21 protein-coding genes are annotated in these 26,824 nt (G+C 49.7%); 8 read left to right on the top strand and 13 right to left on the bottom strand.

Annotated elements, in window-relative coordinates:
- Positions 1-49: 49 nt before the first annotated feature.
- The 3 genes from ACYVIY_RS01325 to ACYVIY_RS01315 form a co-directional block, all read right to left on the bottom strand.
- Positions 50-1,267: a pyridoxal phosphate-dependent aminotransferase gene (locus tag ACYVIY_RS01325; RefSeq protein ID WP_460974441.1), complete on the bottom strand. Its 1,218-nt coding sequence runs from the start codon at positions 1,265-1,267 to the stop codon at positions 50-52.
- A 95-nt stretch (positions 1,268-1,362) separates the two neighbouring features.
- On the bottom strand, positions 1,363-1,848 hold the full coding sequence (gene folK, locus ACYVIY_RS01320) for a 2-amino-4-hydroxy-6-hydroxymethyldihydropteridine diphosphokinase (RefSeq protein ID WP_460974440.1): 486 nt from the start codon (positions 1,846-1,848) through the stop codon (positions 1,363-1,365).
- Between the two features lie 88 nt (positions 1,849-1,936).
- Positions 1,937-2,941, bottom strand: coding sequence for a formylglycine-generating enzyme family protein (locus tag ACYVIY_RS01315; protein WP_460974439.1), 1,005 nt, complete (start codon positions 2,939-2,941; stop codon positions 1,937-1,939).
- Positions 2,942-3,090: 149 nt separating this feature from the next.
- Here ACYVIY_RS01315 and ACYVIY_RS01310 point away from each other — a divergent pair, with 149 nt between their 5' ends.
- Positions 3,091-4,992, top strand: coding sequence for an ABC-F family ATP-binding cassette domain-containing protein (locus tag ACYVIY_RS01310; protein ID WP_460974438.1), 1,902 nt, complete (start codon positions 3,091-3,093; stop codon positions 4,990-4,992).
- An 87-nt stretch (positions 4,993-5,079) separates the two neighbouring features.
- Positions 5,080-5,721 (top strand): DedA family protein, encoded by a 642-nt coding sequence (locus tag ACYVIY_RS01305; RefSeq protein ID WP_460974437.1) that lies wholly within the window; start codon positions 5,080-5,082, stop codon positions 5,719-5,721.
- A 128-nt stretch (positions 5,722-5,849) separates the two neighbouring features.
- On the opposite strand, the gene ACYVIY_RS01300 is transcribed toward ACYVIY_RS01305, so the two are convergent.
- The 4 genes from ACYVIY_RS01300 to ACYVIY_RS01285 all read right to left on the bottom strand — a co-directional run bounded on the left by ACYVIY_RS01300 (position 5,850) and on the right by ACYVIY_RS01285 (position 10,854).
- Positions 5,850-8,285, bottom strand: coding sequence for a 3-hydroxyacyl-CoA dehydrogenase/enoyl-CoA hydratase family protein (locus ACYVIY_RS01300; protein ID WP_460974436.1), 2,436 nt, complete (start codon positions 8,283-8,285; stop codon positions 5,850-5,852).
- 33 nt (positions 8,286-8,318) lie between these two features.
- A complete protein-coding gene (locus tag ACYVIY_RS01295; RefSeq protein ID WP_460974435.1) occupies positions 8,319-8,819 on the bottom strand; it encodes a nucleotidyltransferase in 501 nt (166 codons plus the stop codon).
- A 125-nt stretch (positions 8,820-8,944) separates the two neighbouring features.
- Positions 8,945-9,421, bottom strand: a complete 477-nt coding sequence (locus ACYVIY_RS01290) for a MarR family winged helix-turn-helix transcriptional regulator (protein WP_460974434.1) — start codon at positions 9,419-9,421, stop codon at positions 8,945-8,947.
- 158 nt (positions 9,422-9,579) lie between these two features.
- Entirely contained in the window at positions 9,580-10,854 is a 1,275-nt protein-coding gene (locus ACYVIY_RS01285) for a TlpA disulfide reductase family protein (RefSeq protein ID WP_460974432.1), read from the bottom strand.
- Between the two features lie 107 nt (positions 10,855-10,961).
- Between ACYVIY_RS01285 and ACYVIY_RS01280 the strand changes: the two genes are divergently transcribed.
- The 3 genes from ACYVIY_RS01280 to ACYVIY_RS01270 are packed head-to-tail and all read left to right on the top strand — an operon-like array spanning position 10,962 to position 14,587.
- On the top strand, positions 10,962-12,047 hold the full coding sequence (locus ACYVIY_RS01280) for a hypothetical protein (RefSeq protein ID WP_460974431.1): 1,086 nt from the start codon (positions 10,962-10,964) through the stop codon (positions 12,045-12,047).
- Positions 12,048-12,089: 42 nt separating this feature from the next.
- Entirely contained in the window at positions 12,090-12,998 is a 909-nt protein-coding gene (gene rsmH / locus ACYVIY_RS01275) for a 16S rRNA (cytosine(1402)-N(4))-methyltransferase RsmH (protein WP_460974430.1), read from the top strand.
- Between the two features lie 47 nt (positions 12,999-13,045).
- Entirely contained in the window at positions 13,046-14,587 is a 1,542-nt protein-coding gene (locus ACYVIY_RS01270) for a YifB family Mg chelatase-like AAA ATPase (RefSeq protein ID WP_460974429.1), read from the top strand.
- Positions 14,588-14,657: 70 nt separating this feature from the next.
- Here ACYVIY_RS01270 and ACYVIY_RS01265 read toward each other — a convergent pair whose 3' ends face one another.
- The 5 genes from ACYVIY_RS01265 to ACYVIY_RS01245 all read right to left on the bottom strand — a co-directional run bounded on the left by ACYVIY_RS01265 (position 14,658) and on the right by ACYVIY_RS01245 (position 22,375).
- The gene (locus ACYVIY_RS01265) at positions 14,658-18,305 is read right to left on the bottom strand and encodes an ABC transporter permease/M1 family aminopeptidase (RefSeq protein WP_460974428.1); all 3,648 of its coding nucleotides are present in this window, start codon (positions 18,303-18,305) and stop codon (positions 14,658-14,660) included.
- 57 nt (positions 18,306-18,362) lie between these two features.
- Positions 18,363-18,722, bottom strand: coding sequence for a four helix bundle protein (locus ACYVIY_RS01260; protein ID WP_460974427.1), 360 nt, complete (start codon positions 18,720-18,722; stop codon positions 18,363-18,365).
- Positions 18,723-18,842: 120 nt separating this feature from the next.
- Complete coding sequence (locus tag ACYVIY_RS01255; RefSeq protein ID WP_460974426.1) at positions 18,843-19,757, bottom strand: ABC transporter ATP-binding protein; 915 nt, start codon at positions 19,755-19,757, stop codon at positions 18,843-18,845.
- Positions 19,758-19,877: 120 nt separating this feature from the next.
- Complete coding sequence (locus tag ACYVIY_RS01250) at positions 19,878-20,633, bottom strand: response regulator (protein WP_460974425.1); 756 nt, start codon at positions 20,631-20,633, stop codon at positions 19,878-19,880.
- Positions 20,630-22,375: a histidine kinase dimerization/phosphoacceptor domain -containing protein gene (locus ACYVIY_RS01245; RefSeq protein WP_460974424.1), complete on the bottom strand. Its 1,746-nt coding sequence runs from the start codon at positions 22,373-22,375 to the stop codon at positions 20,630-20,632. The genes ACYVIY_RS01250 and ACYVIY_RS01245 overlap by 4 nt, the downstream gene beginning before the upstream one ends.
- 465 nt (positions 22,376-22,840) lie before the next feature.
- Here ACYVIY_RS01245 and ACYVIY_RS01240 point away from each other — a divergent pair, with 465 nt between their 5' ends.
- The gene (locus tag ACYVIY_RS01240; RefSeq protein WP_460974423.1) at positions 22,841-24,508 is read left to right on the top strand and encodes an RCC1 domain-containing protein; all 1,668 of its coding nucleotides are present in this window, start codon (positions 22,841-22,843) and stop codon (positions 24,506-24,508) included.
- Positions 24,509-24,683: 175 nt separating this feature from the next.
- Positions 24,684-25,001, top strand: a complete 318-nt coding sequence (locus ACYVIY_RS01235) for a hypothetical protein (protein WP_460975135.1) — start codon at positions 24,684-24,686, stop codon at positions 24,999-25,001.
- A gap of 54 nt (positions 25,002-25,055) precedes the next feature.
- Here the strand turns inward: ACYVIY_RS01235 and ACYVIY_RS01230 are convergent, their stop codons facing one another.
- Positions 25,056-25,592: a nuclear transport factor 2 family protein gene (locus ACYVIY_RS01230; RefSeq protein WP_460974422.1), complete on the bottom strand. Its 537-nt coding sequence runs from the start codon at positions 25,590-25,592 to the stop codon at positions 25,056-25,058.
- Between the two features lie 153 nt (positions 25,593-25,745).
- Between ACYVIY_RS01230 and ACYVIY_RS01225 the strand changes: the two genes are divergently transcribed.
- Positions 25,746-26,747, top strand: a complete 1,002-nt coding sequence (locus ACYVIY_RS01225; protein ID WP_460974421.1) for an AraC family transcriptional regulator — start codon at positions 25,746-25,748, stop codon at positions 26,745-26,747.
- Positions 26,748-26,824 lie beyond the last annotated feature (77 nt).

The raw sequence follows: 26,824 nt of genomic DNA, 5'->3' as shown, positions 1-26,824 counted from the left end.
CAGTCGACACACCGTCGACTGGCTTCTGTACTTTATACGTAACACAACCTTATTTCAAGGTAGCAACGGCGTCTTTAATACGTTGTACGGCTTCGGCTAAGGCTTCGTCCGAAGCAGCCGTCGAGATGCGTAAGCAGTTAGGCGCTCCGAAACCCGAACCGGCTACGGTCGATACATAAGCGGTATTGAGTAACCAGGAGGCAAAATCGTCTGAGTTCTCGATGGTCGTGGTACCGTCCGATTTACCGTAGTAGTAGCTGATATCCGGAAACGCGTAGAACGCGCCTTCGGGCACATTGGTCCGAAAACCAGGCACTTCTTTCAGCAATTTTACTACTAAATCCCGGCGACGCTGGTAGGCTTTAGCCATCTCCATTGACGGCTCCAGTGGTCCGCTAATGGCGGCAGCAGCGGCTTTTTGTGCAATCGAGTTCGTGCCCGACGTAACCTGACCCTGTAACTTCTCAACGCCATCGGCAATCCACTTGGCTGCACCGATGTAGCCAATGCGCCAGCCGGTCATGGCATAGCCTTTAGCAACGCCATTCACCGTAATCACGCGATCAGCGATTTCAGGAATCGACCCAATGCTGAAATGCCCTTCCGGCGTGAAGTTGATGTATTCATAGATTTCGTCGGCCAACACGAATACGTTTTCGTGACGAGCCACTACGTCAGCAATAGCCCGAAGTTCAGCTTCCGAATAAATGGAACCGGTTGGATTGTTCGGCGACGCGTACATCACAATTTTGGTACGGTCGGTGATGGCCGCTTCGAATTGTTCGGGCGTTACTTTGAAGTTATTTTCGAATGAGCCATCGACAACAACGGCTTTCCCTTCGGCCAACTTTACCATTTCCGAGTAGCTAACCCAATACGGCGAGAAAATAACTACCTCGTCGCCAGGGTTAATCAGCACCTGAATGACGTTAGCCAGTGAGTGCTTCGCACCCGTCGACACAACGATATTTTCAGGTTTCCAGTCAATGTTGTTGTCACGTTTAAATTTATCGGCAATGGCTTTGCGCAGATCAGGGTAACCAGCAACGGGCGAATAGCCATGGAAACCATCGTCAATCGCTTTCTTGGCAGCCTCGCAGATGTGCTGGGGCGTCTTGAAATCCGGCTCCCCAACGCTTAGGCTGATTACTTTGTGGCCCTGTGCAGCCAGTTCACGGGCTTTTTTGGTCATCGCCAGCGTGGACGATTCCTCCAGCGCGTTGATGCGGTCGGCTAACAAACTCACGGTGTCGAGCGTGGCAGACATAATTGGTGGTAATTTTTGAAAATTTGACAACAAACTGGGTGCAAAGGTACTACCTTTTCAGTGGAGGGATGTACTTATTCGAAAATTAAAAATTGTTAAGCTATAGATAAAGGAGTAACCTCGCTTGTATCTCCGCATTCGGCCAGCAGTTGACCCGTTGTCTTACCCAGAAGTGGATGTCTAAACTCATGCGCAATTTCGGCCAGTGGGACGAGTGTAAACCGACGCTGGTGCAGATACGGGTGCGGAATGGTTAACGTACCGGTACGCAGAATTACCTGATCGTAATACAGAATATCAACGTCAATCTGCCGTGCTCCCCACCGCTCATGCCGGACGCGCCCCAGCATTTCTTCAATAGCCTGTGTCTGTACCAGCAGCGCTTCCGGCTCTAACCCGGTCTCAACCCGTACCACCTCATTGAGAAACGAAGGCTGATCAGTAACACCCCAGGGAGCCGTTTCGTACAGACTGGACTGCTGCACTACGTTGCCAATACGTTCGCTAATCAACTCAACGGCCCGACGTAGCGTCAGGGTACGGTCGCCGAGATTAGCGCCAAGGAGGAGATAAACGGTCAATGAGCGAAAGAGTGAATGCGTGAATGCGTGATTGGTGTGCGTGTTAACTTTATTAACTAATTCGCTCAATCACACATTCACAACTTGATCAATAGTCTTTAATTGGTTTTATGTCGTAATAAGCGTTGATTTCTTCTGCGCTTGGTGTCTTGGCCGGGCGAACGATACGGAAACCGACGAATGAAGCCGACGTTAACCACCAGTCAGATTTCGGACTTTGCGGATCGAGAACTTTCCAGGCGGGTTCTGATGGTGTCCGAGCTGCTGAACGGAGAACCTCCGCGTCATCGTCCCACGACCCGCCCCGCACTGAGTTGGGATACAGTTCCGTTGTTGGTGCAAACGATTCTTTAACCGTTCCCTTGGCAACTGACGCGTAGTAATCGGCAATATACTGATCCTTCGTCCACTCCATTACGTTGCCGTGCATGTCATATAAGCCAAATGGATTGGGCTTCTTGGTACCTATTTTTTTATAAGCTCCGTCGCTGTTGCCTTTAAAAACGGCGTACTCACCCAGCTTTTTCACATCGGCTCCGAACGAATAAGGTGTGGTCGTATTCGCCCGGCAGGCATACTCCCATTCGGCTTCGGTTGGCAGCCGGTAAAATATACCCGTTTTTGCGTAGAGCCAGGCGCAGAATTTAATGGCGGCATATTGGGTCATGTTAATGGCTGGGTGACCCGCCCGACCCATACCGAACGACATATCGACATACGGTGGACTGGGACGTATCGTCGCATCCGTTTTGGCCAGGTTTGCATTAGCGTCGGTGTACTTAGCCGCCATCTCCTTCTCCATGTTTGTGAAGGCAAATAGGTCGTATAAATCCCAGGTAACCTCATACTTCCCCATATAAAAGGGTTCAATGGTTACCTTATGCTGCGGGCCTTCGTCGGGCTTGCGGCCTTTTTCAGTTGCCGGGCTACCCATCGTGAAGGTTCCACCTGGAATAGCGACCATAGCGTACGTCTGGTTGCTGCCCGGCACGACCTGGGTATACGATTTAAACGCAGTGGTTGTCTGAGCAGAGAGCGTAACAACCGAACTAATTGCTGCTGCAAACGCTGCTATGAGAGGTTTTGCGTACATTCTTGGTTTTAGGAGAAAAGGATTCGTTGCGTCAATTGGCGTAAAGACCATGCCCAAAAGTACGAACGAATTTCTTTGTTGTACCTTTGTCTTCTAAAACCTGTAAGGCCAGAGCGGCCTAATCTAAGACCTCACGGGCTTAGCGAATTATGAATTACCTCTCAGCTGAAAACTTAACGAAATCATACGGCGACCGCGTGCTGTTCCGCAACCTCACGTTTGGAGTAAACCGGGGCGACAAGGTAGCTATTGTCGGAGCCAATGGCTCGGGCAAAACAACTTTACTCTCTATTCTGGCAAGCGCTATGCCGCCAGACTCGGGTCTTGTTAGCCAGCGAAAAGACATCACAGTAGGCTATCTCGACCAGCAACCCGACCTTAACAATGCCTTGACGGTCATGGAGGTCGTGCTGGCGGGAGAAAGTGCGCAGCTCGATGCGGTTCGGGCTTACGAACACGCGCTGGCCCACGAAGATCACACGTTGCTCGAACGGGCGATGAGTGATATGGAGAAACTCGAAGCCTGGGATTACGAAGCCCAGATTCGGCAAATACTGGGCGAATTAGGCATACAGGATGTTAACCAGCCCGTCAGCGCCTTGTCGGGCGGACAGCGCAAACGGGTAGCTCTGGCCAGAGTATTGATTCAGAACCCCGATCTGCTGATTCTCGACGAGCCCACTAACCACCTCGACCTGGAAGCGATTGAATATCTGGAAAACTACCTGAATACGAACAATGGTACGCTTCTGATGGTATCGCACGATCGGTACTTTTTGGATCGGGTCTGCAACCAGATTGCGGAACTCGATAACGGCCAGCTTTACACGTACAAAGGCAATTACGCTTATTTCCTGGAGAAAAAAGACGAGCGCGAGACGGCGGCCGCTTCCGAGTTGGCTAAGGACCGTAATACGTTCCGGCGAGAGCTGGAATGGATGCGTCGGCAACCCAAGGCGCGTGGCACCAAAGCCCAGTACCGAATCGATGCGTTCGAAGAATTAAAAGAAAAAACCAGCGGCCGACGTAACGACGGTGAGCTGGACCTGAACTTACGCACATCACGGCTAGGCACGAAAATTCTGGAAGTCGAAAATCTCAGCAAACGCTTTGGCGACAAGGTCTTGCTCGACCATTTTACGTATACGTTTAAACGCTTCGACCGCGTCGGGCTGATTGGTAAGAATGGCATGGGTAAAACAACGCTCATGAACATGCTGACTGGCCAATTACGTCCTGACTCCGGTAAGATTATGACGGGCGGTACGGTAAAGTTTGGCTATTATACCCAGAACGAACTCGATATGCCCGAAGATCAGCGGGTTATCGATGTCGTGCAGGACGTAGCCGAAGTTATGAAATTAGCGAATGGCGATACGGTTACGGCAAGTCAACTGCTGAGCCGGTTCCTGTTCAACCGCCAGAAGCAATACGACTACGTATCGAAATTAAGCGGGGGCGAAAAACGTCGGCTTCAGTTGCTGCTGGTATTGGTACAGAACCCAAACTTTCTGATTCTTGACGAGCCGACCAACGATCTGGACATTACGACGCTGAACGTACTGGAAGATTTTTTGCTGAGCTTCTCAGGCTGCGTACTCATCGTGACGCACGACCGCTACTTTATGGACCGGCTCGTCGACCATGTGTTTGTGCTGGAAGGCGAAGGTAAAGTCCGCGACTATCCGGGCAATTATACCGATTATCGGGAATGGCGTGATGCACAGCCAGCTCGTAAAACTGAGATAGCTTCGGCTAAGCCAGGATCGACAAAGAACCAAACGACAACGGCTTCGGTTTCTCAGGCAGCTTCCCCTACGAACAACGCCAACGGAGCTAAAAAGAAACTGTCGTTTAAGGAGCTTCGTGAGTACGAAACGCTGGAGAAAGAAATTGAATCTTTGGAGCAACGAAAGCTCGACGTTGTGGGTCTGTTGAATGGGGGTGGCCATCATGAGCAACTCACAGAATGGGCACGGGAAATCGAGCAAATTGACCAGGCAATTGCCCAAAAATCTGATCGCTGGCTTGAGTTGGCGGAATATATTTAATTAGTGAATGAGCAAATGAGTGATTGAGTGAATATCCTTATATGTTGGTTTCGCTCAATCACTCATTTGCTCATTCACTCAATCAAAATGGATCAAATCGTCGATTTCTTCAAATACCTGCTTGACTCCGAGGAAATCATCCGGACCGGAGGATTGGTAATTATCACGCTCATCATTTTCGTTGAGAATGGGATATTCTTCGGTTTTTTCCTGCCGGGCGATTATTTGTTGTTCCTGTCGGGTGTTTTTGCCGGTACCCGAACGCTCGATGTACCGCTTTGGCTTCTGCTAACATGCATTTTCGGCGCGGCCGTTCTCGGATCATTAACCGGTTACTTGACTGGTCATTTGGCAGGTGGCCGCTTGCAGAACCGGCCTGATTCGCTGTTTTTTAAGAAAAAGTATATTGATAATACACGAGCCGCCTTCGAGAAATACGGTACCAGTGCCTTGATTGTAGCCCGTTTTTTGCCCGTTGTTCGCACGTTTGCCCCGCTCCTGGCGGGCCTGATCCACATGAACTTCCGCTTCTTTATGTTATACAACATTGTTGGCGGAGCAATTTGGGTTGGCACACTCGTTGGTGGCGGATTCTACTTTGGCGAGAAGTTTCCGTGGATTATCAATTACGTCCACTGGATTATTATTTTCTTCCTGGCCATCACGACGTATACCGTCGTGAAAGGCTACCTGAATGCCAGACGAGACAGCCAAGCCGAGAAGGCATAAAGGATTCAGACCTGTTTGGCATTTCTTTTTTAGGTGATCTTCTAAATTTTAGACAGGTTCATAATTTGGAACACAAAAAAGGCAGCTAGTGAGCTGCCTTTTTTGTGTCTAAAGATATACTTATAGATCTAATTACGTAGCGGCTTACCACCCGTGAGCAGGCTTTGAATCCGCTCCAGCGTTTTCTTCTCACCGGTTAACGACAGGAAGGCTTCGCGCTCCAGGTCGAGCAGATATTGCTCAGATACAGTTTGCGGAGCACTTAAGTCGCCACCGCAGATGACGTATGCCAGCTTATCGGCAATCTTTACGTCGTGGTCCGAGATGTAGTTACCCATACGCATAGCCGTGATCCCCGCCTTGAATAAAGCAATACCGGTTTTGCCTTGTACTTTAATGTCGGTACGAGGTTTGGGTTGTGTATAACCATCTTCAGCCAGATTGATGGCTGCTTGTTTGGCTTCGGCCAGCAGTCGGCTACGGTTCAGCACGATCTGGTCCGTCGAACGGAGGTAATTCATCTCCCGCGCTTCCTGCGCCGAAGTCGATACCTTCGCCGTAGCGATATTCATGAACACACTTTGCAGAATGTTCAACTCCGGATCACCGGTTTGGTACAGATCAGATGCACGAGCCGCCATCTCTTTCGTACCGCCACCGGCCGGAATAAGACCGACACCAACTTCGACCAGACCAATGTAGCTTTCGGCATGAGCAACGGCCCGGTCAGCATGTAACACGGCCTCGCAGCCACCGCCAAGCGTAAGCGTGTGCGGAGCCACAACAACCGGAATCGACGAATAGCGCAGGCGCGTGATCAGCTTCTGGAACTGGGCAATCATCAAATTAACCTCGTCGAACTCCTGCTCTACGGCGTACATGAACAACGTACCCAGATTGGCCCCGGCTGAGAACGCTTCGGTAGAATCGTTGCCCACAACTAAACCCCGGAAGTCTTTTTCGGCTAATGAAATTCCTTTCAGTAAAGCTTCGGAAACCTCCTGCCCGAAGGTGTTCATCTTGCTGCGGAACTCAACATTCAGAATACCATCACCGATATCAATGATATTTGCCCCCGAGTTTTTCCAGACGATATTATTGCTGAGATTTTCGAGAATCGTGAAGGTTTCTGTACCCGGAATAATCTGGTAGCTCTTCGTCGGGATGTCGTAATACTTCCGCTTTCCACCTTCAACTTTGTAGAACTGCTCAAAGCCAGCGTCGAGCATGTCGTAGACCCACTGCGCAGGTTTCTTACCCTGTGCTTCGATGAGTTCAACGCCTTTCCGAACGCCAATGGCATCCCAGGTCTCGAACAGACCAACCTGCCAGCCAAAGCCTGCTGTGATGGCCGCATCAATCCGGTACAGTTCATCGGAGATTTCAGGAATGCGGTGCGTCGCGTACTGAAAGCCATCAGCAAATGTTTGACGATAGAACTCACCGGCTTTATCCTGTCCGGCCAGCAGCACCGGGAAGCGTTTCTTCAGGTTATCAATCGCCTTTGTGCTTTCCAGCGTAGCGAATTTTACTTTCTCGGAAGGTTTGTATTCAAATGTTTTCAGGTCAAGCGCCAGAATCAGCGTTTTCCCTTTTTCGTCTTTAGTCTTTTTGTAATAGCCCTGACCGGTTTTGTCGCCGAGCCACTTGTTCTCCATCAGTTTCTGCACCGAAGCCGGTAGCTCGAACGAAGCCCGCGACTCATCATGCTCCATTTTGGCGAGGTTACTCGCTACGTTCACCGTCGTATCCAGACCCACTACGTCCGATAAGCGGAACGTACCGGATTTAGGCCGTCCAACCACCGGTCCCGTCAGCTTATCTACTTCCTCGACGGTCAAGCCCATCTCCTCAGCAACCCGAATGGTTTGGATCAGCGACTGAATTCCGAGTCGGTTTGCGATGAAGCCAGGCGTGTCTTTACACAGTACAGTCGTTTTGCCAAGGTATAAATCGCCGTAATTCATCAGGAAATCAATAACGGCGGGGTCGGTCTCAGGCCCTGGAATGATTTCGAGCAACCGCAGATACCGGGGCGGATTGAAGAAGTGCGTACCGCAGAAATTACGACGAAAATCGTCGCTCCGGCCTTCGGTCAGCAAATGCATCGGAATACCCGACGTATTCGACGTAATGAGCGTACCTGGCTTACGGAATTGTTCAACCCGTTCATACACGGAGCGCTTGATATCAAGCCGCTCAACCACAACCTCAATAATCCAATCGTAACTGGCAATGTCTTTCAGGTTGTCGTCGAAGTTGCCCAGCTTGATACGTTCGGCAAACTTAGAGCTGTAAAGCGAGGCTGGTGTAGCCTTAAGCATCGTCTGAAATGCTTCGGTAACAATGCGATTACGTACAGCCGGGCTGTCGGTTGTAAGACCTTTTGCCTGCTCGGCAGCATTTGGCTCTTTCGGAACAATGTCCAGCAGCAATACGTCGACGCCAATGTTTGCGAAGTGGGCAGCAATGCGTGAACCCATAATACCCGAACCCAGCACCGCTACGCGCCGAATGGTCCGGTTTTTTGATACACTTTTAGGTTTTTCTAAGGTTGCTTCCATGAACAAAGTGTAAATTAGGAATCGAAAACAGCTCTATCCTTGTTGGTCAGTACTATCCTGATTTCCTTCGTTTTTTAATTTAGTTAATTCTTCTGCGTCAACAAGGTCCTTTGAGCGCCCGGTTGCCAGCTTCTCTGTGATGAGATCATTAAGCTGGATCACGTTGAACGTAACGCCATCGAAGGCCACTTCAATCGATCGTTCATAACAGGCATCAAAATCTATATCGCGAAAAGCTTTTAGATTATACCCCATATCCAACGTAAAGCCGTACTTGCCAACCGCTACGGATGTCCAACCGAATATGAGCGGAACATCTTTTAAGTAATCGGCTCCAGCGACTTCATTTTCTTTCAGTGCCAGTATCAGATTAGCTTTATTCACTTCATCTGCTTTAAGCCACAAATCCATATCCTGCGTAGTTCGGACATGACCATGAATAACGCCCGCCATACCACCCACTAACAGAAACTTTACGTTATGCTGATTCAAACTTTCGAGCAGTTGTCGTACATCGTCGTCAGCAATGTTCATTCTCTTTGTAGTATTTTTTGGGTTGGCGTGGTAAAGCGTTGATGCCAGACTCATCAGCCTCGTGAACGCCTTCAATCGGTCCTGAGCGAGATTAACAGCAGTCGTTGGCATGGCTTTCGAATTCTTTAATCCAGGGGTAGTTCCTCAATCTCGGCCTCAGCCGCTTTGATCTTCGCGTTTTCTTCTTCGACAATGCGGTTGATGTCCTTAATAACATCAAAGAAAACTACCAGCTTATCGAGCGGGATCTTCTCGCGGATCATGTTATTGAACTGAATAACCCCATCACGTGCCATCTCGCGCTTTACTTTTCCTTCTTCGGTCAGGTAGATCCGCACAAAGCGCTTATCGTTGCCGTCAACCTCCCGGCGGATCAGGCCACGCTCTTCGAGACTCTTCAGCATCCGGACCAGCGAACGGGGCTCCATACCCAGAAGAGGCCCAATTTTCGTGGCGGGCGTGCCTTCTTCCAGATCAATATTAATCAGCACAAACCCGATCGCCATTGTAATATCGAAGCGGGCTGCGTAGGCGTTGTACATGCGCGAAATGGCATGCCAACCCCATTTTATATGAAAATCAACGGTTTTTTCCTTTTTCATAGTAGGTGTCGTCCTGTCCAATTACAGACTGTAAATCTACTATTTTTTCAGAAAATAGTATGCATGCATACCACTTAAACCCAAATTTAACTCAAGATGGATCAACAGGATTCCACCTTCATAAATTAAAAAAGCAAAATCCTGTTAATCATTTAAAATCAATTTAATCCGGGTTCAGACAGCAGCTTATCAACGAGTCGATTAAACTCTTCTACGTATTGGTCATAATATTTTCCTGTTCCAGGACCGGAAAAGCCGGTGTGGATGTGACGTACCTGCCCTTTTTTGTCGATGAACAGCGTAGTTGGAAAGGCCACAACGGCGTTCAGATCAGGTAGGGCTTTTGAGGCTTGTGCTTTGTCGTTGGTGCCCGCCAAAACAACGGGGTAATCAATTTGAAACCGCTGTTTCATACGCTCAATCTTCGGTCCCGACTCGGCCAGTGCAGCCGACCGCTCGAAGGCTAACCCAACGACTTCAACGCCCCGCTGTTTGTTACGTTTGTACCAGGGGCTCAGGAAATTGGTTTCGTCCATACAGTTTGGGCACCAGGTGCCGAGAATCTGCACGATCGTCACCTTATTCTTAAATCGGTCATCAGCCAGTGAAACCATTTTCCCGTTCGGCTCCGGAAACGAGAACGTAAGCGTCTTAGCACCGGGTTTAAGATACGTTAACTTAGCCGGGTCAGGCAGTTCGGCCTTGGGGTCGAAGCGGGCTACCCATGACTCGTAACCTGATACACCCGACCAGAAACCACCGGTCAGCGTCTTAGTCGCGGGGTTGTGTTTCGCTTTAAACAGAAATAGGTGTGAGCCGTCGAAGCAGGACAAAAACAGACTATCGCCCACTACGTTGCCATCGAGATACCGATAATCACCCGTGGGCGTCAGAAACGTTCCAGTGACGCGGTTGCCTTTTTGGTCGAACACGCCAACGGCGTTCACCGTATCAACGCGTCCGGTTTTACTATCAAAATTTGTTGCCCATTTTCCGCTTAGGTTCGCTGGTGCAGCCTCACTGCTAGGTGCGAAGCGATACGTGTATCCCTGCTGTGCTTCGAAGGGTAGCGTCTGATACTGTTGCCCGGCCCGGCGTCGACGCCAGACACCCCGGAGCGTTGCCACGCCGGACGTATTATCGTCTATCTTGGCAACCAGTTCCGATTCAAACAAGGCCATTGGTATACGAAGTGAATCACCCTGTACAGTGGCGGGGTCCATTTTTAAGCGCTCGTTACCATTTAAGGCAAAGACCGTATACGTTTTAGTGTCTGTACCCGAAGGCTGAATGTCAAGCCCAAAGGGGAGTTCACCACCACGAGTTTTTAACACGGCGCGGTATTGTCCTGGCTTAACAGAAGTAGACTGCCCAGAGCAAGTTATGGCTGACAGACAAATGATTACATATAAATAGTTGACTATTGTCTTCATGCAAGTTGATAGCTGGTTACCGATTAGTATCTTGCGGGGTTTGCTTTTTGCAACGCAAAAGAAACGGAATTAGTTGTTTGTTGTTTTCTGTCCCATCAACCCCTTCTATGCGTCCATACTTTACAGCTTTATATTGTCTATTCTCCATTACTACATTTGCTCAATACGAACATAGAGCGGCTACGCTGACGGATCGTAATGATAGCACCCGTACAGGAATCGTCAAGTTTTATGACTGGAGTAAAAGTCCTGAATCCATTGAATTTATACCTGCCCGCTCTTCTTCTGTACAAACCATACCGGTCAAAGCCATCCAGCAACTAACCATTCAGGATGGTCCGGTATATGAAGGTTTATATCTGAAAGTACCTTACTATACAAAAGCGCCGGTACGAGTGGGCGACGACATTGTTGGACGTATTGATTCGACTTACTTTCTGGCCGAAGTTCTATTGGAAAGTCCTGCGGTTAAGCTCTATCGGTACTTCGATGCAGACGCCAAACTTCGTTTTGTTGTGGCAAAGTACGATTCGCTCGTATTACTCGACGACATACATCTTTCTATCAACAGGCGCGAAACGCTATACGCATTCAATGATCCCGCTTTCCGCAAGACGCTTTCGGCCGTTCTGAGTGAGTGTCCTACGCTAAATACCGACAATGTTACTTATACGGAAGCCAGTCTTATCAACCTGTTAAAAGAATACTTGTCCTTCTGCCGAATTGATTCGAAGATCTATCTGGAACAGAAGAAGTTTGGTAAAGCAATAGTCGGTTTAGGCACCTTCGGCTCGTCCTGGACTAGTGCTCAGGGTAAAGCTATTGGGTACGGTTTCGCTGTGCAAGTGCTACTACCTCGTCGGCTTCATAATGTCTTTACATTAGTAGAAATTGGAAGATATAACCGGAAAACGCTTATTGATACAGAAACGGCCCTTCACTTAGGCCTTTATGCTGGTCAGTACATTGGTCGGCGCGCCGTTCAGGGGAAGATTTATACGGGTTTGTCCACGGTTTTTGGGCCGCTCGACACGGGCGTTGGTATCAGCTACCGGAAAATATTCTCCGTCGAAACGCGCTATCCGGTGTTTGCGGGTGTACTCAGCGGTTTTCGGGAAAATGGCACCAACTATATCCGTCCTTCGTTTACTGTACGGGCGGTTATTCCGTTAAGCTCCTCGGCTACTAAGTAACAATTCCTTCTTTCGACGGAGGTCTGCTTATCCGTTCTTTTTATGACGACCAATTACCACGAACCCGTTTTACTACAGGCCTGCATTGATGGCCTGAATATACAACCCGGCGGCACCTACGTTGACATTACGTTCGGGGGTGGTGGCCACAGCCGTGAAATTCTGCGTCAGCTGGAAGGCGGTCGACTGTTCGGCTTCGATCAGGATGCCGATGCGCGTGCCAATGCCCAGGCGATTGGCGACCCTCGCCTAACGTTCGTTGCCTCAAATTTTCGGAACTTAAAACGCTATTTACGGCTCTATAAAGCCGAGCAGGTCGACGGTATTTTGGCCGATCTGGGTATTTCGTCGCACCAAATTGACACGCCCGAACGTGGTTTTTCTACCCGTTACGACGCGGAACTGGACATGCGCATGAACCAGCAGGCGGATCGCACGGCCCGGCAGGTTGTGAATGAGTATACCGAAGCCGACCTCCATCGGATTTTAGGAATGTACGGCGAAATCACGAATGCCAGAACGGCCGCTAGTGCCATTGTATCCGCCCGTTCAAACCGGCCGCTGAAAACGGTTAATGATTTAAAAGCCGCGCTCCAGCGCTTTGCTCCCCGGGGCAAGGAAAACAAATATTTTGCGCAGGTTTTTCAGGCGTTACGTATCGAAGTAAACGAAGAACTACAGGCACTGGAGGAGTTTCTGGAACAGGTACCGGACGTATTGAAACCCGGCGGGCGTCTAGTGGTTATGTCGTATCATTCGCTGGAAGACCGGCTGGTGAAGAACTTCATCAACAAAGGTAAATTTCAGGGTGAAGTCGAGAAAGATTTGTTCGGCAACGAGATCAAACCGCTACGTGCCGTAACGCGTAAACCCATTGAGGCTCTGCCCGACGAAACCGCTAAAAATCCGCGTGCCCGAAGCGCCAAGCTGCGAATTGCCGAGAAAATTTAATTCTGTAGCTTTGGTTTCGTTTACCCTACTATCTACCGTAACTTAACATGTTAGCTAAAACCTTTGGCGCGGCCGTGTATGGCGTCAATGCCAGTATCATTACCATTGAAGTTGCCGTTGCGCAGGGGTTGCATTTTCATATGGTCGGCTTGCCCGACAGCGCCGTAAAAGAAAGCGAGCAGCGGGTTGAGGCTTCGCTCAAGTTTTTTGGGTACCGGATGCCCCGCCAGAAGGTTGTCGTCAATCTCGCTCCCGCCGACATTCGAAAAGAAGGCTCAGCCTACGACCTGCCGATTGGCCTCTGCGTACTGCAGGCTTCTGAACAGATTACAACCCAGCGAAATCTTGGCGATTACGTAATCATGGGTGAGCTGGCGCTTGATGGCAGTTTGCGACCGATAAAGGGCGTATTGCCGATCGCGATTGAGGCCAGAAAACAAGGCTACAAAGGCTTTGTATTACCCGTCGAAAATGCGCAGGAAGCGGCCATCGTCAACAATCTGGATGTGATTGGCGTCACGACGATGCAGGAAGCGGTTGAGTTCTTTGAGGGTAAAAAAGACATCGCTCCCCTGTCTAGTGACACCCGCGACTTGTTCATGAGCCAGATTAACGCCTACGATGCTGATTTTTCGCATGTGCAGGGCCAGGAAAACATCAAGCGGGCGATGGAGATTGCGGCCGCGGGTGGGCATAACGTCATTATGATTGGGCCTCCGGGTGCGGGTAAAACCATGCTGGCAAAACGTCTGCCGAGTATCCTTCCTCCGCTGACGTTGCAGGAAGCGCTCGAAACAACCAAGATCCATTCCGTAGCGGGCAAGCTCGGCGCCCGGGCCAACCTCATGGCGACTCGTCCTTACCGGGCTCCGCACCATACCATTTCCGATGCGGCTCTGGTCGGTGGCGGTAGTTTTCCGCAACCGGGCGAAATATCGCTGGCGCATAACGGTGTCTTGTTTCTGGATGAGTTACCGGAGTTCAAACGTTCCGCGCTCGAAGTGATGCGTCAGCCGCTCGAAGACCGGAAAGTGAGCATCTCCCGGGCGAAGTGGGCGGTGGAGTTTCCAGCTAGCTTTATGCTCATTGCCAGCATGAACCCCTGCCCCTGCGGCTACTACAATCACCCCGAAAAAGAGTGCGTCTGCGGACCGGGCATTGTGCAGAAGTATCTGGCCAAAATCAGCGGTCCCCTACTCGACCGCATCGACCTACACGTGGAAGTAACACCGGTTTCCTTCGATCAGATGACGGCCAACCGCCCCGCCGAAACCAGCGAAGCCATTCGCGAACGCGTAATCAAAGCCCGCAACATTCAGACCGAGCGATTTGCCAATCAACCGGGTATCTACTCCAATGCGATGATGCCCTCGCAGATGGTAAAAGAAGTCTGCCAGATTGGTGATGCGGGTCGGGCCTTATTGAAGACGGCGATGGAACGGCTAGGGCTATCCGCCCGCGCCTACGACCGTATCCTGAAAGTCTCCCGTACCATCGCCGACCTGGCGGGCACCGAAGAAATCCGTATTGAACATCTAGCCGAAGCCATCCAATACCGTAGTCTCGATCGCGAGAACTGGGCGGGGTAATCGGCTAAACGCAGTCGCCAGCCCCCAATACGTTGAGAGCTGGCGACTACAATCTCAGAAAAACCTACTCCTACAGCATCTCCACATTCACCAGATTATCGTCTGACACCCGATCAATGAGTTTGTTGTACGGGTCGATACCGGCTTTCACGGGCTTACCTTTAACTGTCACTTCGATTACGTGTTCGCCGGGCGTCAGGCTGCGCTTCTGCATCAGCAAAGGCGTCTTCGTCGTCATCCCGTCTTTGTTCTTGCTATCATCGGTCAACACCGCAATGTCGGCAATTACCGGTCCTTTGCCCTTCGCCGTTTCCTTGCCTGTCTTGTCGTAGTATTCGGTAGCGGTACGCACGTAAAGCTTTACCCGGTACTGCCCGTTACCGATGGATTTAGCCTCTGCTTTGGTAATCCGGTTGTCATACAAGGCCAGCTTTTCGAAGGCATCGGTTAGCCACGGACGTAGCGAATCTGGGGTAGCCGTTTTCAGGAAGCTATACCACTCGGTTGACGTAGTAAATGGCGCTTTTTGCCGGAATCGGGCGGCTTCCATGTATTTCTTCAAGGCCTGATTCACTCGTTCTTCGCCGATGTAGTCCTGCAACGCGTACATAATCAGCGACCCTTTCTGATACCAGACGTACGAACGCGTATCGTTCTGTAATAACGTGGCTTCAAATTTATCCTCATTCGCCCGCCCACGCAGGTATTGGTCCAGGCTATACTTCAGGAACTTAGGCATGGCGTCGGTACCGTAGCGCTGCTTGAGTACCATAAGCGCCGAGTATTCAGCCATCGTCTCTGAAATCTGGTTAGCTCCTCTTGTTCGGCTAGGCATAATCTGGTGCCCCCACCACTGGTGCGCTACCTCATGCGCCGTAACGAAATACGCATAGTCTGTTTTGTTGGGATCGCGAAAGTCGCCTACCCAACCGAATTCTTCCGAGTACGGTACAGTTGTGGGGAAGGACTGCGCAAACGTAGCGTAGCGCGGAAACTCCAGCACCCGCAATACTGGGTACGGATACGGTGCATAGTTTTTCGAATAGTATGCCAGCGACGCTTTCATACTCGCCATAAACCGGTCGAGGTTACGTTCGTGGCCGGGATGGTGATAAATTTCCAGCGCAACGGTTTGCCCGGCGGGTGATGTCCAACGATCGCGCTTAACGCCGTATTTGGCCGAACACATGCTAAAGAAGTAATCGGAAAAGCCCGGTAGCTTATACTGAAAATACTTGCGAGGCTTCCCATCAGACCCATTCTTCGTCCAGGTTTTGAGCAGTTGGCCGGGCATAATAGCTGTCTGGTCGGGTGTAGTAGAGATCGTTCCTTCAAACGTTACCCAGTCGGCATCGTCAGTAAACAGAAAGTCACGCAGGCCAAGTGAATCGGTTTGCACTGGCAGCGTCCACTCTTTAACCGGCAACTTATACTTCTTGCGGTATTTGTCGCTGCTCAGCTCCCGACCTTCGTCGTAGCCAAAACCGGGGAAGATACCAACGTTAAAGAACGTACCGTTGGCCACTACATCCCGGCTATCACCACTATTGGCAAAACCAACGTACTGACCCGTCACCGCCATCTCCATCCGGGCCGTATCGCCGGGATTTAGTCGTTGTGGAAGCTTGTAGATATAGTAATCCAACTCAGTGTCGTTCACCAGCAAGCCAGGTGTCTTTCCGTCGATAAGCAGCTTGGTCAATTGCCGATGAAAATTATCGGCGGGCAGGCTCAGGTGCAGCGAGTCGATCGGCTGATTGCCTTTATTCACGATTGAAAATAGCCCCGACGCAACAGCTTTAAACTCATCCGGAAACACGTCCACGTTCACCTTTGCTGAGGTAATCTTTGGCTGAAGAACATTTGCATAGCGGTGATACGTCTTCTCGAACCCGGCCTGCCGTTCGCGTTGTTCATCGGCCGAGTAATAGCGGTTGCGCACGCTTACATTTGTGTAAATCCAGGCGCCCATGCTTACGAACGCCAGCAGCAACACGGTAAATACCAGCATGGACAAACGCCCCATACGTTGACGAGCAAGCTGCCAGCGGGCCTTCATACTCGTGTCGGCACCTCGGTTCCAGAACCACAGCGCCAGTACGAGCAGCAATCCGCCAAAGGCATACCAGTACACCCGAAAGGAAGCCAGACTTGCTACGTAATGACCAAAGCCATTCATATCGGAAAGCTGGATGGTTCCCCCCGAAAACGGCAAGGCTAACCGGTAATTGAACTCGGCGAACTGCGGCACCGCCCAAATCACGATGTAGGTCGCCAACGTAACGATGTGCCCCACAAATTTCTGATTGACCAACGTATGCACGAAGAATGCCAGCATCACCAGCTGAAAATACTGGGTAAACGCAATCAGATACAGATCACGGAAATAGATCGAAAACTCGTAATTGAAATACCCCTTCACGGTCTGATTCAACACGCCCGACACCAGCACCAAGGTCGTCAGCAGCAGGCAGATGTAGATCATGGACAAGAGCTTAGCGCCGTAGTTCATCCAGTCCGGTACGGGCAGGGCGTCGGCAATCGCATCGTAATGAACGGCCTTGTCGCGGTGAACAACCTCACCCGTATAAAAAATCAACACGATCAGGACAAAAAAGAAGAACGTACCGTTGCGGGCCTCAAGCATGGTATAGGTCGTAGGCAGCGAAGGCGTACCATACGTTGTGATGCCGAACCAGCCATCGAGGAACAGAAACAGCACAGCACCCAGCAGAATGGCAATGAAATAAGGGTCTCGGACAATGCTGACAAATTCGATACGGGCCTGGCGAAACATCTGCCGAACGTACGTACTGACCTGAAATACCGGCGTTGGCGTGGGTAAGCTTGCTAAGGACGGAACAGCCTTCGCCGGACTTTCGCCTTTCTCTTTCTTCCCTAGTTTAACGGCCAGAAACCGGATAAAACTGAAACGTGCTACCGTGAGGAGAAACACCAGCAGGCCCACACCGAACCAGATCAGACGATTCATGAGCAGATCGCCCTCCAGCGGGGCTAGCAAGGTGTTCTGCTCCACCGGCGACCAATATTTAGTGGCTGCATCATAGGCATACGAACCGAACGGATCGAGCAGGTTAACGAGGTGCTTGTTATCCAGATCCTGCATCAGCGTCGACCCTAACAGATAGGCCACAAACAAGAGAATACTGCCCGCATACGTTGTAAACACTTGCCGCGAGAAGGCGACTAAACCAAAGAAGATGCTGCCGACCAAAAACATGTTAGGTATCACAAATACCAGAAACGGATTTACATAATCACGGAAGCGAATCGGTCCGAAGCGTTCGACGTTGTTAGCTAAGTTGAACACCGGCCCGAGTAGCGACCCGATCACGATTCCCGGCATGCCAGCGGCCATTACACCCAACAGCACAACGAATGACCCCAGATAGCGGCCCAACAGGTAGCCTCGCTCACTGATGGGAAAGCTGAAGTAATAATTCTTTGTGTTGTGTTCGATGTCACGGTATACGGGTACTCCCATAATCGCCGACGCGACCAGCATTCCAATAATGGTCATGACCACAACGAACTGGCTAATGGCATACGGCGAGTTAACATTCGTTTTCTCGGAGGCTGGCCCGCTCCCGTAAATGACAAACAGGAACGTAAACAGGAACAGAATCAAGGCGTACAGATACGTAGCGGGGCGCTTGAGCCGGTACGCCAGTTCAAAGCGGAAGATCTCGAAAAACATAGTATTGAGGAGTTAGGAGCGAGGAGAGAGAAGCCATCCGGTCGGAGAGGTAGCCAATTATCGTTGGCTGTTAACCGCCATATAATACGCATTTAGCAAACGGGCTATTTCGTCGAGATCAGCCTGCAAGTCTTTAGTGTTGGCATAGTCCAGATCATGGGCCAGAATCAGGTAATAATGTGATTCATCGAGTGATCCTTGTGCGGTGTTCAGGAATTTAGCTTTATTTGGAATAGTCCGTTTTCGGTATCCTTCGGCAATATTGCCGGGTACCGACGTAGCACTACGTCTAAGCTGCGAGGTTAACCCAAACAATTCTTCTTTAGGGAACAGCCTGCTCAACGTATATACCTTCAATACAAACTGATGAGCCTTTTGCCAGACAATCAGCTCCGTGAAATGTTTTGTCTTTTCCATTTTCAAAGTGCTAGTGGGTAGTATCAAAAGAGAAGATAAAATGGGACGGAGCCATTCATGCGGATAGGAATAACAGGAAGCGTCAGCAACTCCTCTCTTCTATCTCCTCGCTCCGAACCCCTATACAGTTACCACATCCATTTTCTCCGTAATCTTCGCGAAGTACACGTCTTCAAGGTCGGGGCTAACTGGCTCAAAACTAGCCGGTGGCGTATCGGCCAAGACGTGAATCTGGGTTTTACCCATTTTTAGTTGCGTAGAAATAACCCGATGCGTTGATCGATACGTACTGAGTTCGGCTTTGTCGATGGATTTGGCAAATACCTTTCCGCGCAGGTCACGCACAAGATCATTTGGATTGCCCGTGGCCACCACTTCGCCCAAGCAGATGATCGCCATGTCGGAGCAGAGGTTCGTCACGTCCTCGACAATATGGGTCGACAGAATCACAATGGTGTTTTCGCCGATCTCAGAGAGCAGATTATGAAACCGGTTACGTTCGGCCGGATCAAGACCCGCGGTGGGCTCATCCACAATAATCAGTCGCGGGTTGCCAATCAGGGCCTGCGCAATGCCGAATCGCTGTTTCATCCCGCCCGAGTACGTACCCAGGTTCTTCTTACGCACCTGATACAGGTTGACCTTCTGCAACAGTGCTTCTACGATCTCTTTCCGTTCGCGGCTGTTGGTGATGCCTTTTAACGTAGCGATATGATCGAGCATGGACTCGGCGGTTACGCGCGGATACACGCCGAACTCCTGGGGCAGATAACCCAGTACACGCCGTAACGCGTCTTTTTGCGTGAGTACGTCGATGTCGGTTTCAGCCATGCCGGGTACCGTTACGCCGGTTAGCCGGACGCGGCCACTGTCGGCTTCCTGCAACGTAGCGATGGTCCGCATCAGGCTCGACTTGCCGGCTCCGTTTGGGCCAAGCAGGCCAAACATGCCTTGCGAAATGGTTAGCGAAACTCCTTTTAGGGCGCGTACGCCGTTTGAGTAAGTCTTGGTTAAGTCCGTAATTTCTAGCTGCATACCAGCGGGTCGGTTTAAGGTATGCTAGCAAATTAAGGAATCGAAAAGTGCTACACAACGACGCCCAACGGATATTATATGAGCGGTTACCCACCAAAGAGACAAGGCCCGGCAGGATTCTTACTTTTCTCTCGGCTTGGCTGGCGTCCGTACAACGGCTAATCGTTTTAACAGGTCCGGTCGGCTACCTTCGGAGATTGGTAAGCAAACTTGGTTACCGAGCAGATATAACTGATTGCTTTCCAGACGCGAAACGTAGCTTAGGTTGATCAGGAGCGACCGGGATAGACGAAAAAAATCAGCGCCGGAGAAATATTGAGCCAAATGACCCAAATGCATGGTCAACAGATGCGGTTGCGCTTCAGCAGCCATAAAGATCTTGACATACGCACCACTGGCCTGTAAATAGAGTACGTCTTTTTTATCAATTCGTTCATACCCTTTATTCAACGGAACATACAGACTTTCCGACTGATCGGGGGTTAAAACGTAGCGTTCTTCACGCTGGTTGAGATACGCCAATTCTACTTGAAACGCCAGCTCTTCCTGCCGAAAAGGTTTGAGTAGATACGCAGCTGGCCGAGTTTTCTTGGCGCGCTGAAAGGTGGGCGATTTAGAATTGGCGGTCAGATAAATAATGGGCATTCCGTTCAGTTTAAGTAACTCCTGCGCTATGGCAATTCCATCCGCCGTTGACCCCTCCAGGTGAATGTCAATGATCGCCAAATCCGGAGTTTCTGCCTGAACAGCCGCCAGCACTTCGTGCCGATTAGACGCTATGGCGGTAATACGATGACCGGCTTTCTCTAACGTTTCCTCAATATCCGCAGCCGTTATGGACTGATCTTCAACCAGTAGTATGTTCAGGGAATTCATGGTTCGTCTCGCGAGAAAGTTAACGTAAATACGGTTCCATTTTGATAACTAAATTGATATGCACCCCGAAGTTGATTCGACAAAGTCTGAATCAGGCGCATCCCAAAACTCGTTTTAGCGGCCAGCGCAACGTCACTGACGAAATCGGGACCATTATCAGCCACCGTTAAGTTAACCTGCTGTTTGTTACGTCGACAAACTAAGCGATAACTGGGCGAAGACTGACCAGGAAAGGCATGTTTACAGGCGTTAGTTGTCAGCTCGTTGACCAGTAAGCCCACCGCTACGGCATCATCGGCGGATAAATAGATCGACTCCAGCTCAAGGGTGGGCTGAATAGACTCATAGCCGTAGGTTTGTAAAACCGTTTCTACGATCTCGTCGATAAAGTCATGCAGGTTCACGTAAGCTAATTTGTCGCCTTCGTAAAGCCTGCGGTGCAAAATGACCATCGACTCAACCCGTAAACGGCTTTTTTCAATGGCTTCCTTCGCCCCTACGTCCGTCAGTCGATTCGCCTGTAAACTGAGCAAGCTGGAAACGACCTGTAAGTTGTTTTTAACCCGGTGGTTCTGTTCGTTAACCAACTGAGCATTCAGAACACTAATGCGCCGATTCTTCCGGTAAAGCACGTAGAAGACTACACTCGCCACGGTTGCCAGCACGAGTAAAGCCAGGGCCGTAAGGGTCATTTGTTGGTGAGCCTGTAGGTTTTCGGCCTGAAGCTGCACCTGCTTTTGCTGGGCTTTGAGCAATAAATCTTTTTTCTGGGTCTGGTAATCAAGGTGGAGCCGGGAAATAGCCCCTTCCCGATCAGCCAGTAAATCGCGTTTTTCCCACTGGTGAATTCGTTCGGCATGAATCGCAACCTGTTTCCAGTCACCAGTCTGACGATAGAATTCAACAAGCGAACTTTCGACAGCAAACTGCCAATAATATACATCAGGATATTCTACCTGCCCCATCCGCCGGGCTCGCTGAATATAGGTCCAGGCGCGTTTTGGTTGTCCGAAGTGTAGATAAGCCGAAGCTACACTAAGCGTCATGTGGAGTTTATCCGCGCTGTTTTGGCGCGTCGCAATTGCCAGAGCATCAGTCAGGTACGTAATAGCCTGTGAATTATTGCGACCGATCAACTGTCCACCGATGGATTCTTTTACATGAGCTACTTCCATTGGATCACCCAGCTGATAGGCTAGTGCCTCAACCTTACGGAAGTAGTAAAGGGCACTATCACTATTCGCTTTAGGCCAGCGCAACGAAGGCGGGCTTCGATCTGTCCAGTTAATCTCGTGTACGCGAGCCAGCAAAGCACAGGCGCGGATCATAGCCCGTTTGGATTGGCTTCGTTTGGCCACTGCCAAAGCTTCATAGGCATGCTGCACAGTTTCCGGGTATTGACTTTGAAGAATGGCCAGATCAGCAAGCCGAACATGAAGGCGCGCTAATTCATAAGAATCTCCCCGTGGTTCTACGATGCGAAGCGACTTCAGAAACCAGCGGTGCGCGCTGATATAATCACTGGCGGCCGCATATAATTTACCGTATTCGTAATACCCCTCGGCCACAAGCATAGGCTTTTTCTGGGTAATACCTTCCCGATACAGCCTTTGCGCTAACTGTAACTTGTGAGGTTGAAGTTTTAACGGAGTCGTTGACTGGGTAAAGCCAGTCAGGGAAGAAAGCAGGATAACAAAACACAGTTGGGTGTACCTAAAAAAGAGACCTAAGTTCGGAGACATGCCTGCTTAATCGCTGTGAATCAGGGAGTAAATTAAGGGGTAAATCACGAATCTAACATGATTCATTTGACCATTCGGAAAAATGGCTCCTTTATCAAGAAAAAGTCTGGTTCTGTATAATTTAAAACGGGTGAATACAAAAAATGAAGGTTCTTTACTATAACGTCTTCGAACAGATACTATCTGTGTATCTATCGAACGCTTCTATCCACACCATTATAAAGATAAATAGCCCATTGGTTATGAAACAGATTTTGCCAATGCTATGGGGGCTGACTAGCTCATTATAGAGTAAGATTAACGCGTCTGACCTCGACGATACAGCGACTTAATACTTGATAAATTAAGTGTCGGTAAACTGAATCTGTTACCGTCTATTTCAGCCTCGACCTGTACTCGTTTGTGGTTGCGCTGCAAACGAGTACAGCCTTTTGTTACCATCCACCCACTTAAACTATGTACGATATGAGTCGACTTCTGCCTTTCCTGCTTCTTTGTATACTGACGGTGCTCTCTTGCAAAAAAGATACTGAGCAACCCAACCCTACCCCAGCGGGTAACCTCATCACGGCCAACCCCACCGTTACCGGCGTCAGCGGAGCCAGCGTCTCGGTCAGCGGCTCTACCTACACCCTTACCGTACCAGCCGGTACCAACGTCAAAGTCCTTAAGATCAGCATACCAGTAGCCAGTGGAAGCAGGGTTGATCCTGACCCTAGTATTGCCCGCGACTACACCAACCCCGTCAGTTACACCATCACAGCCGCTGATGGAGGCCAGCAGACCATCCGGGTTACAGTCGTTGTTGAGCAGGCACCCAAATCGTCGGAGAAGCAGATCACCGCCTTCAGCTTTGCCACTCTCAACCCAGTCGTGCAGGCCAGCATTGACCAGACCACCCACAAGATCACCGCTACGGTGCCTGCCAGCACGGACATAACCAAGCTAGTACCCACCCTGACCGTGTCGAGCAAGGCCACTGTCTCACCTGCATCAGGCGTAGCGCAGAACTTCACCAACCCAGTCAGCTACACCGTCACAGCCGAAGATGGCAGTAAGCAGGCGTATGAGGTGAAGGTAGAAAAATCATCTGTCTCATCTACGGAGATTCTAGAAATCTCCGTAGGTGCTAACCACAGCCTTATATTGAGGTCTGACAATACCCTATGGGTCAATGGAATAAATATAAAAGGTCAATTGGGAGACGGAACGAACGTCAGCAAATTTAAGCCGACTAAAGTAATGTCTGATGTCAAAGCTATAGCAGCAGGAGAATCCTATAGTTTTATCATCAAAACAGATAACAGCCTATGGGCCACCGGCTTCAATAATTATGGGCAATTAGGTGACAATGGAAGGAGAGAAACGCAATTTAGCTATATTAAAGTGATGTCTGACGTTAAAGCCGTAGCAACAAAGTCTTGGCATAGTCTCATTATAAAGACAGATAATAGCCTTTGGGCTGTTGGATATAACTTCTTTGGGCAGCTTGGCAAAGACGTAGATGGGGCATCTTTTGTCAAAATTATGGATGATGTTAAAGAAATATCAGCCGGAGGTAGTTATAGCCTTATCATTAAAACAGACAATAGCCTCTGGGCAGCTGGGTCAAACTATGATGGACAACTGGGCGATCCTACGCACCCAAAAGATAAAGCCACCTATAGTTTTGTTAAGGTTATGGACAATGTCAAAGCAATGTCGGCGGGTATAGACCATAATTTTTTCTTAAAAACAGACAATACGCTCTGGGGGGCTGGGTCTAATTCATACGGCAAAATGGGTGATGGAACGAATTTCAGGAGCTATAGCCCTGTAAAGATAATGGATAACGTCAAGGCTATGTCAGCAGGCTACGATCATAGTTTTGTCATAAAAACAGACAACAGCCTGTGGGGCGCTGGGCGCAGTAACACGGGCCAGCTAGGGGATGGAACGATTGAAGTATTTAAAACTAAAAATATTTTCTTTCAAATCACGACTGATGTTAAAGCAGTAGCAGCAGGTAAAGAGCACAGCCTCATTGTAAAAACCGATAACTCCCTTTGGGCAGCTGGCATCAACGATTCTGGTGAGTTAGGCGATAACACTACTGTTCTTAAACCCAGCTTTGTTAAAATTAATTTTCCGTAGCATATTGAGTAGTCAAGCAAATTTAGATTGCGTTTTTACTTTAGCGTCATGGGACGCAAACGCCACATTGAACTCACTGACGCTGAGCAACTCACCTCGCACGAAGGTCTCGAAAATCACCTCAAGCATGAGTTTCGCCGTAGTTGTCAGGACTTGTAGTGGAATAACATAGGCTATTAAAGCCATTGCTCAAGCACTGGAAGTCTACCCACAGAGTGTTAGTAATTGGCTCACTGCCTTTGAACAGCAGGGGCTGGCGGGTCTCATGCGCCAGAAAGGACAAGGCCGTAAACTGGTCCTCTCGCTCACCAATGAACCCCATCAGCAAGCCCTTAAAAAAGCGGTAGCCATTCATTATCACGATGCCGACCATATTCAAGCCCACTTGCAACTGGCCCTGGCACAACTGATGAGCCGCGATATGGTCAAGCGCTTCTTAAAAAACGATTACACCTACCACCGCCTACGGCGAAGCACCAAAGCCAGCCTATAACAAATCACTCCTACAAGGTATTTTTTGAAATACCTTGTAGGGTACTTGATTCTGTTACTTACCCCAGAAATAATCTTCCTGGGCTACGTCTGCTGAGTAGACAGTGGCTTCGACAATTTTGCCGTTTTCAACGGTGTAGACATCGATGTTGTCTACGTTTAGTACTCCTCCACCAGGTTGCGCAGCTTCCCAACGGATCAGACAGGCTACCTGATTGCCATTAACGGTCAATTGCTTGATGTCGGTCAGGCGGAGTGTATTCGCGGTCGCTTCGAACATCCCTCCTACCATCTTGAATACATCGGCACTCGACTTTTTGACACCCGAAAACCGGTTGGTACCCGGTTGGCTCCAGCGAATATTTGGGTGAACTAAACCGCCAAACGTGGCCTGATCTCCTTTTTGAACGGCAGTTAAAAACGTCTTGACGGTTTGTGCGGCTTGATTTTCCATGCTGTTTGCGTTTTTAGAATTGGTTGTTGATTGATTAGTTGTTTTGCTGGCCAGTTGTACCTGAGCCTGGGTGATCGACTGACTGAATACGGCCAGGGCAAGGCCTGCAACTGCGTGGGTGATACGTTGTGCGTTCATGTTCGTTGGGCTGTTGATCAGCGTTGATTACAAGGCAAAACTACCCTGAGACCCTGTGCTGGGTCTTACCCAAATCCGCCAATGAATTACCACTTCACGCCACGGAGGAACGACACAGAAAGATTCGGCTTACTTTAGTCGAAACATTCAGTCATGGAAGAATTTCAACTCCGTTTCGTCCTGGGCATGCTCGCCTATACGATTCAAAAAGACGTATCGCCCGAACGGCTGTGCAAACTTGCAGGTGTTAATTGGGACGAAGTAAAGGCAGGTAAAACGCCCCTTACGGCTAAGCAGGTAAGTGACCTCTGGCTCAACGCAAGCCACCTGACCAAAGACCCTTTGTTTGGCCTACACTTCGGCGAATCCTTACAACTGGCGGCTTTAGGCATTGTCGGCCAGATTATTCAGAACAGTCGAACCGTTAGCGAAGCTTTAACGCATGCCGCCGAATTTATCCATTTACTGACGGATTTGTTCGACATGGACGTAACGCAAACCGGTCAAACCTTCGCTGTGCAGTTTGTTGCGAATGAAGATCGGGCTCAAGCGTATCCGTTTTTATATCGACAGCTGGCTGATTTGGCAACGGTCTTTGTCTTACACGAATTAGATGGCTTGTTGTTAGAGAAGATGGCCCCGCTTAGCGTAACACTTCCCTACAAATCATCCGATTATCAGGAGTATGAGCGGGTTCTTCGTTGCCGGTCGGTTAACGAAGGCGATACGTATGCCCTTTTGTTTGACGGTCGGTATTGGGACGTACCGATCCTAACGGCCAATTACGAGTTGCAGCAGCTGTTGCTTCAGAAAGCCAGTGCTATGAGCAATTCGCTGGAGACCGGTCAATCCATGAAAGAACGTATCTGTACGTTTCTGCTCGCCAACGCGTACTTAGGTATTCCCACCCTGGACGGCATTGCCGCTAACTTCAATACCAGTTCGCGCAGCCTGCAACGCAAGCTTCAGGAAGAAGGCGTTACGTATCAGCAGTTAGCTGATTCAATTCGAAAATCGCTGGCTCTTCACTACCTCGAATCTGGCAAGTACCCTATAAAAGAAATTTCGTATATCCTCGGCTACAACGAGATCAGTGCATTCACGAGAGCGTTCAAACGCTGGACAGGTTACTCACCTATTAACTACACACGATAGGCAAAATGCGTCATTTTATCATGATGTGACGGTGCCAGCCTACCCAATTCATGTTTCTCGTAGTTTCTTTAAAAACG

Source organism: Spirosoma knui, assembly GCF_054780635.1.
The sequence above is the reverse complement of the archived record's forward strand: the minus strand, read 5'-3'. Positions and strand labels throughout refer to the sequence as shown.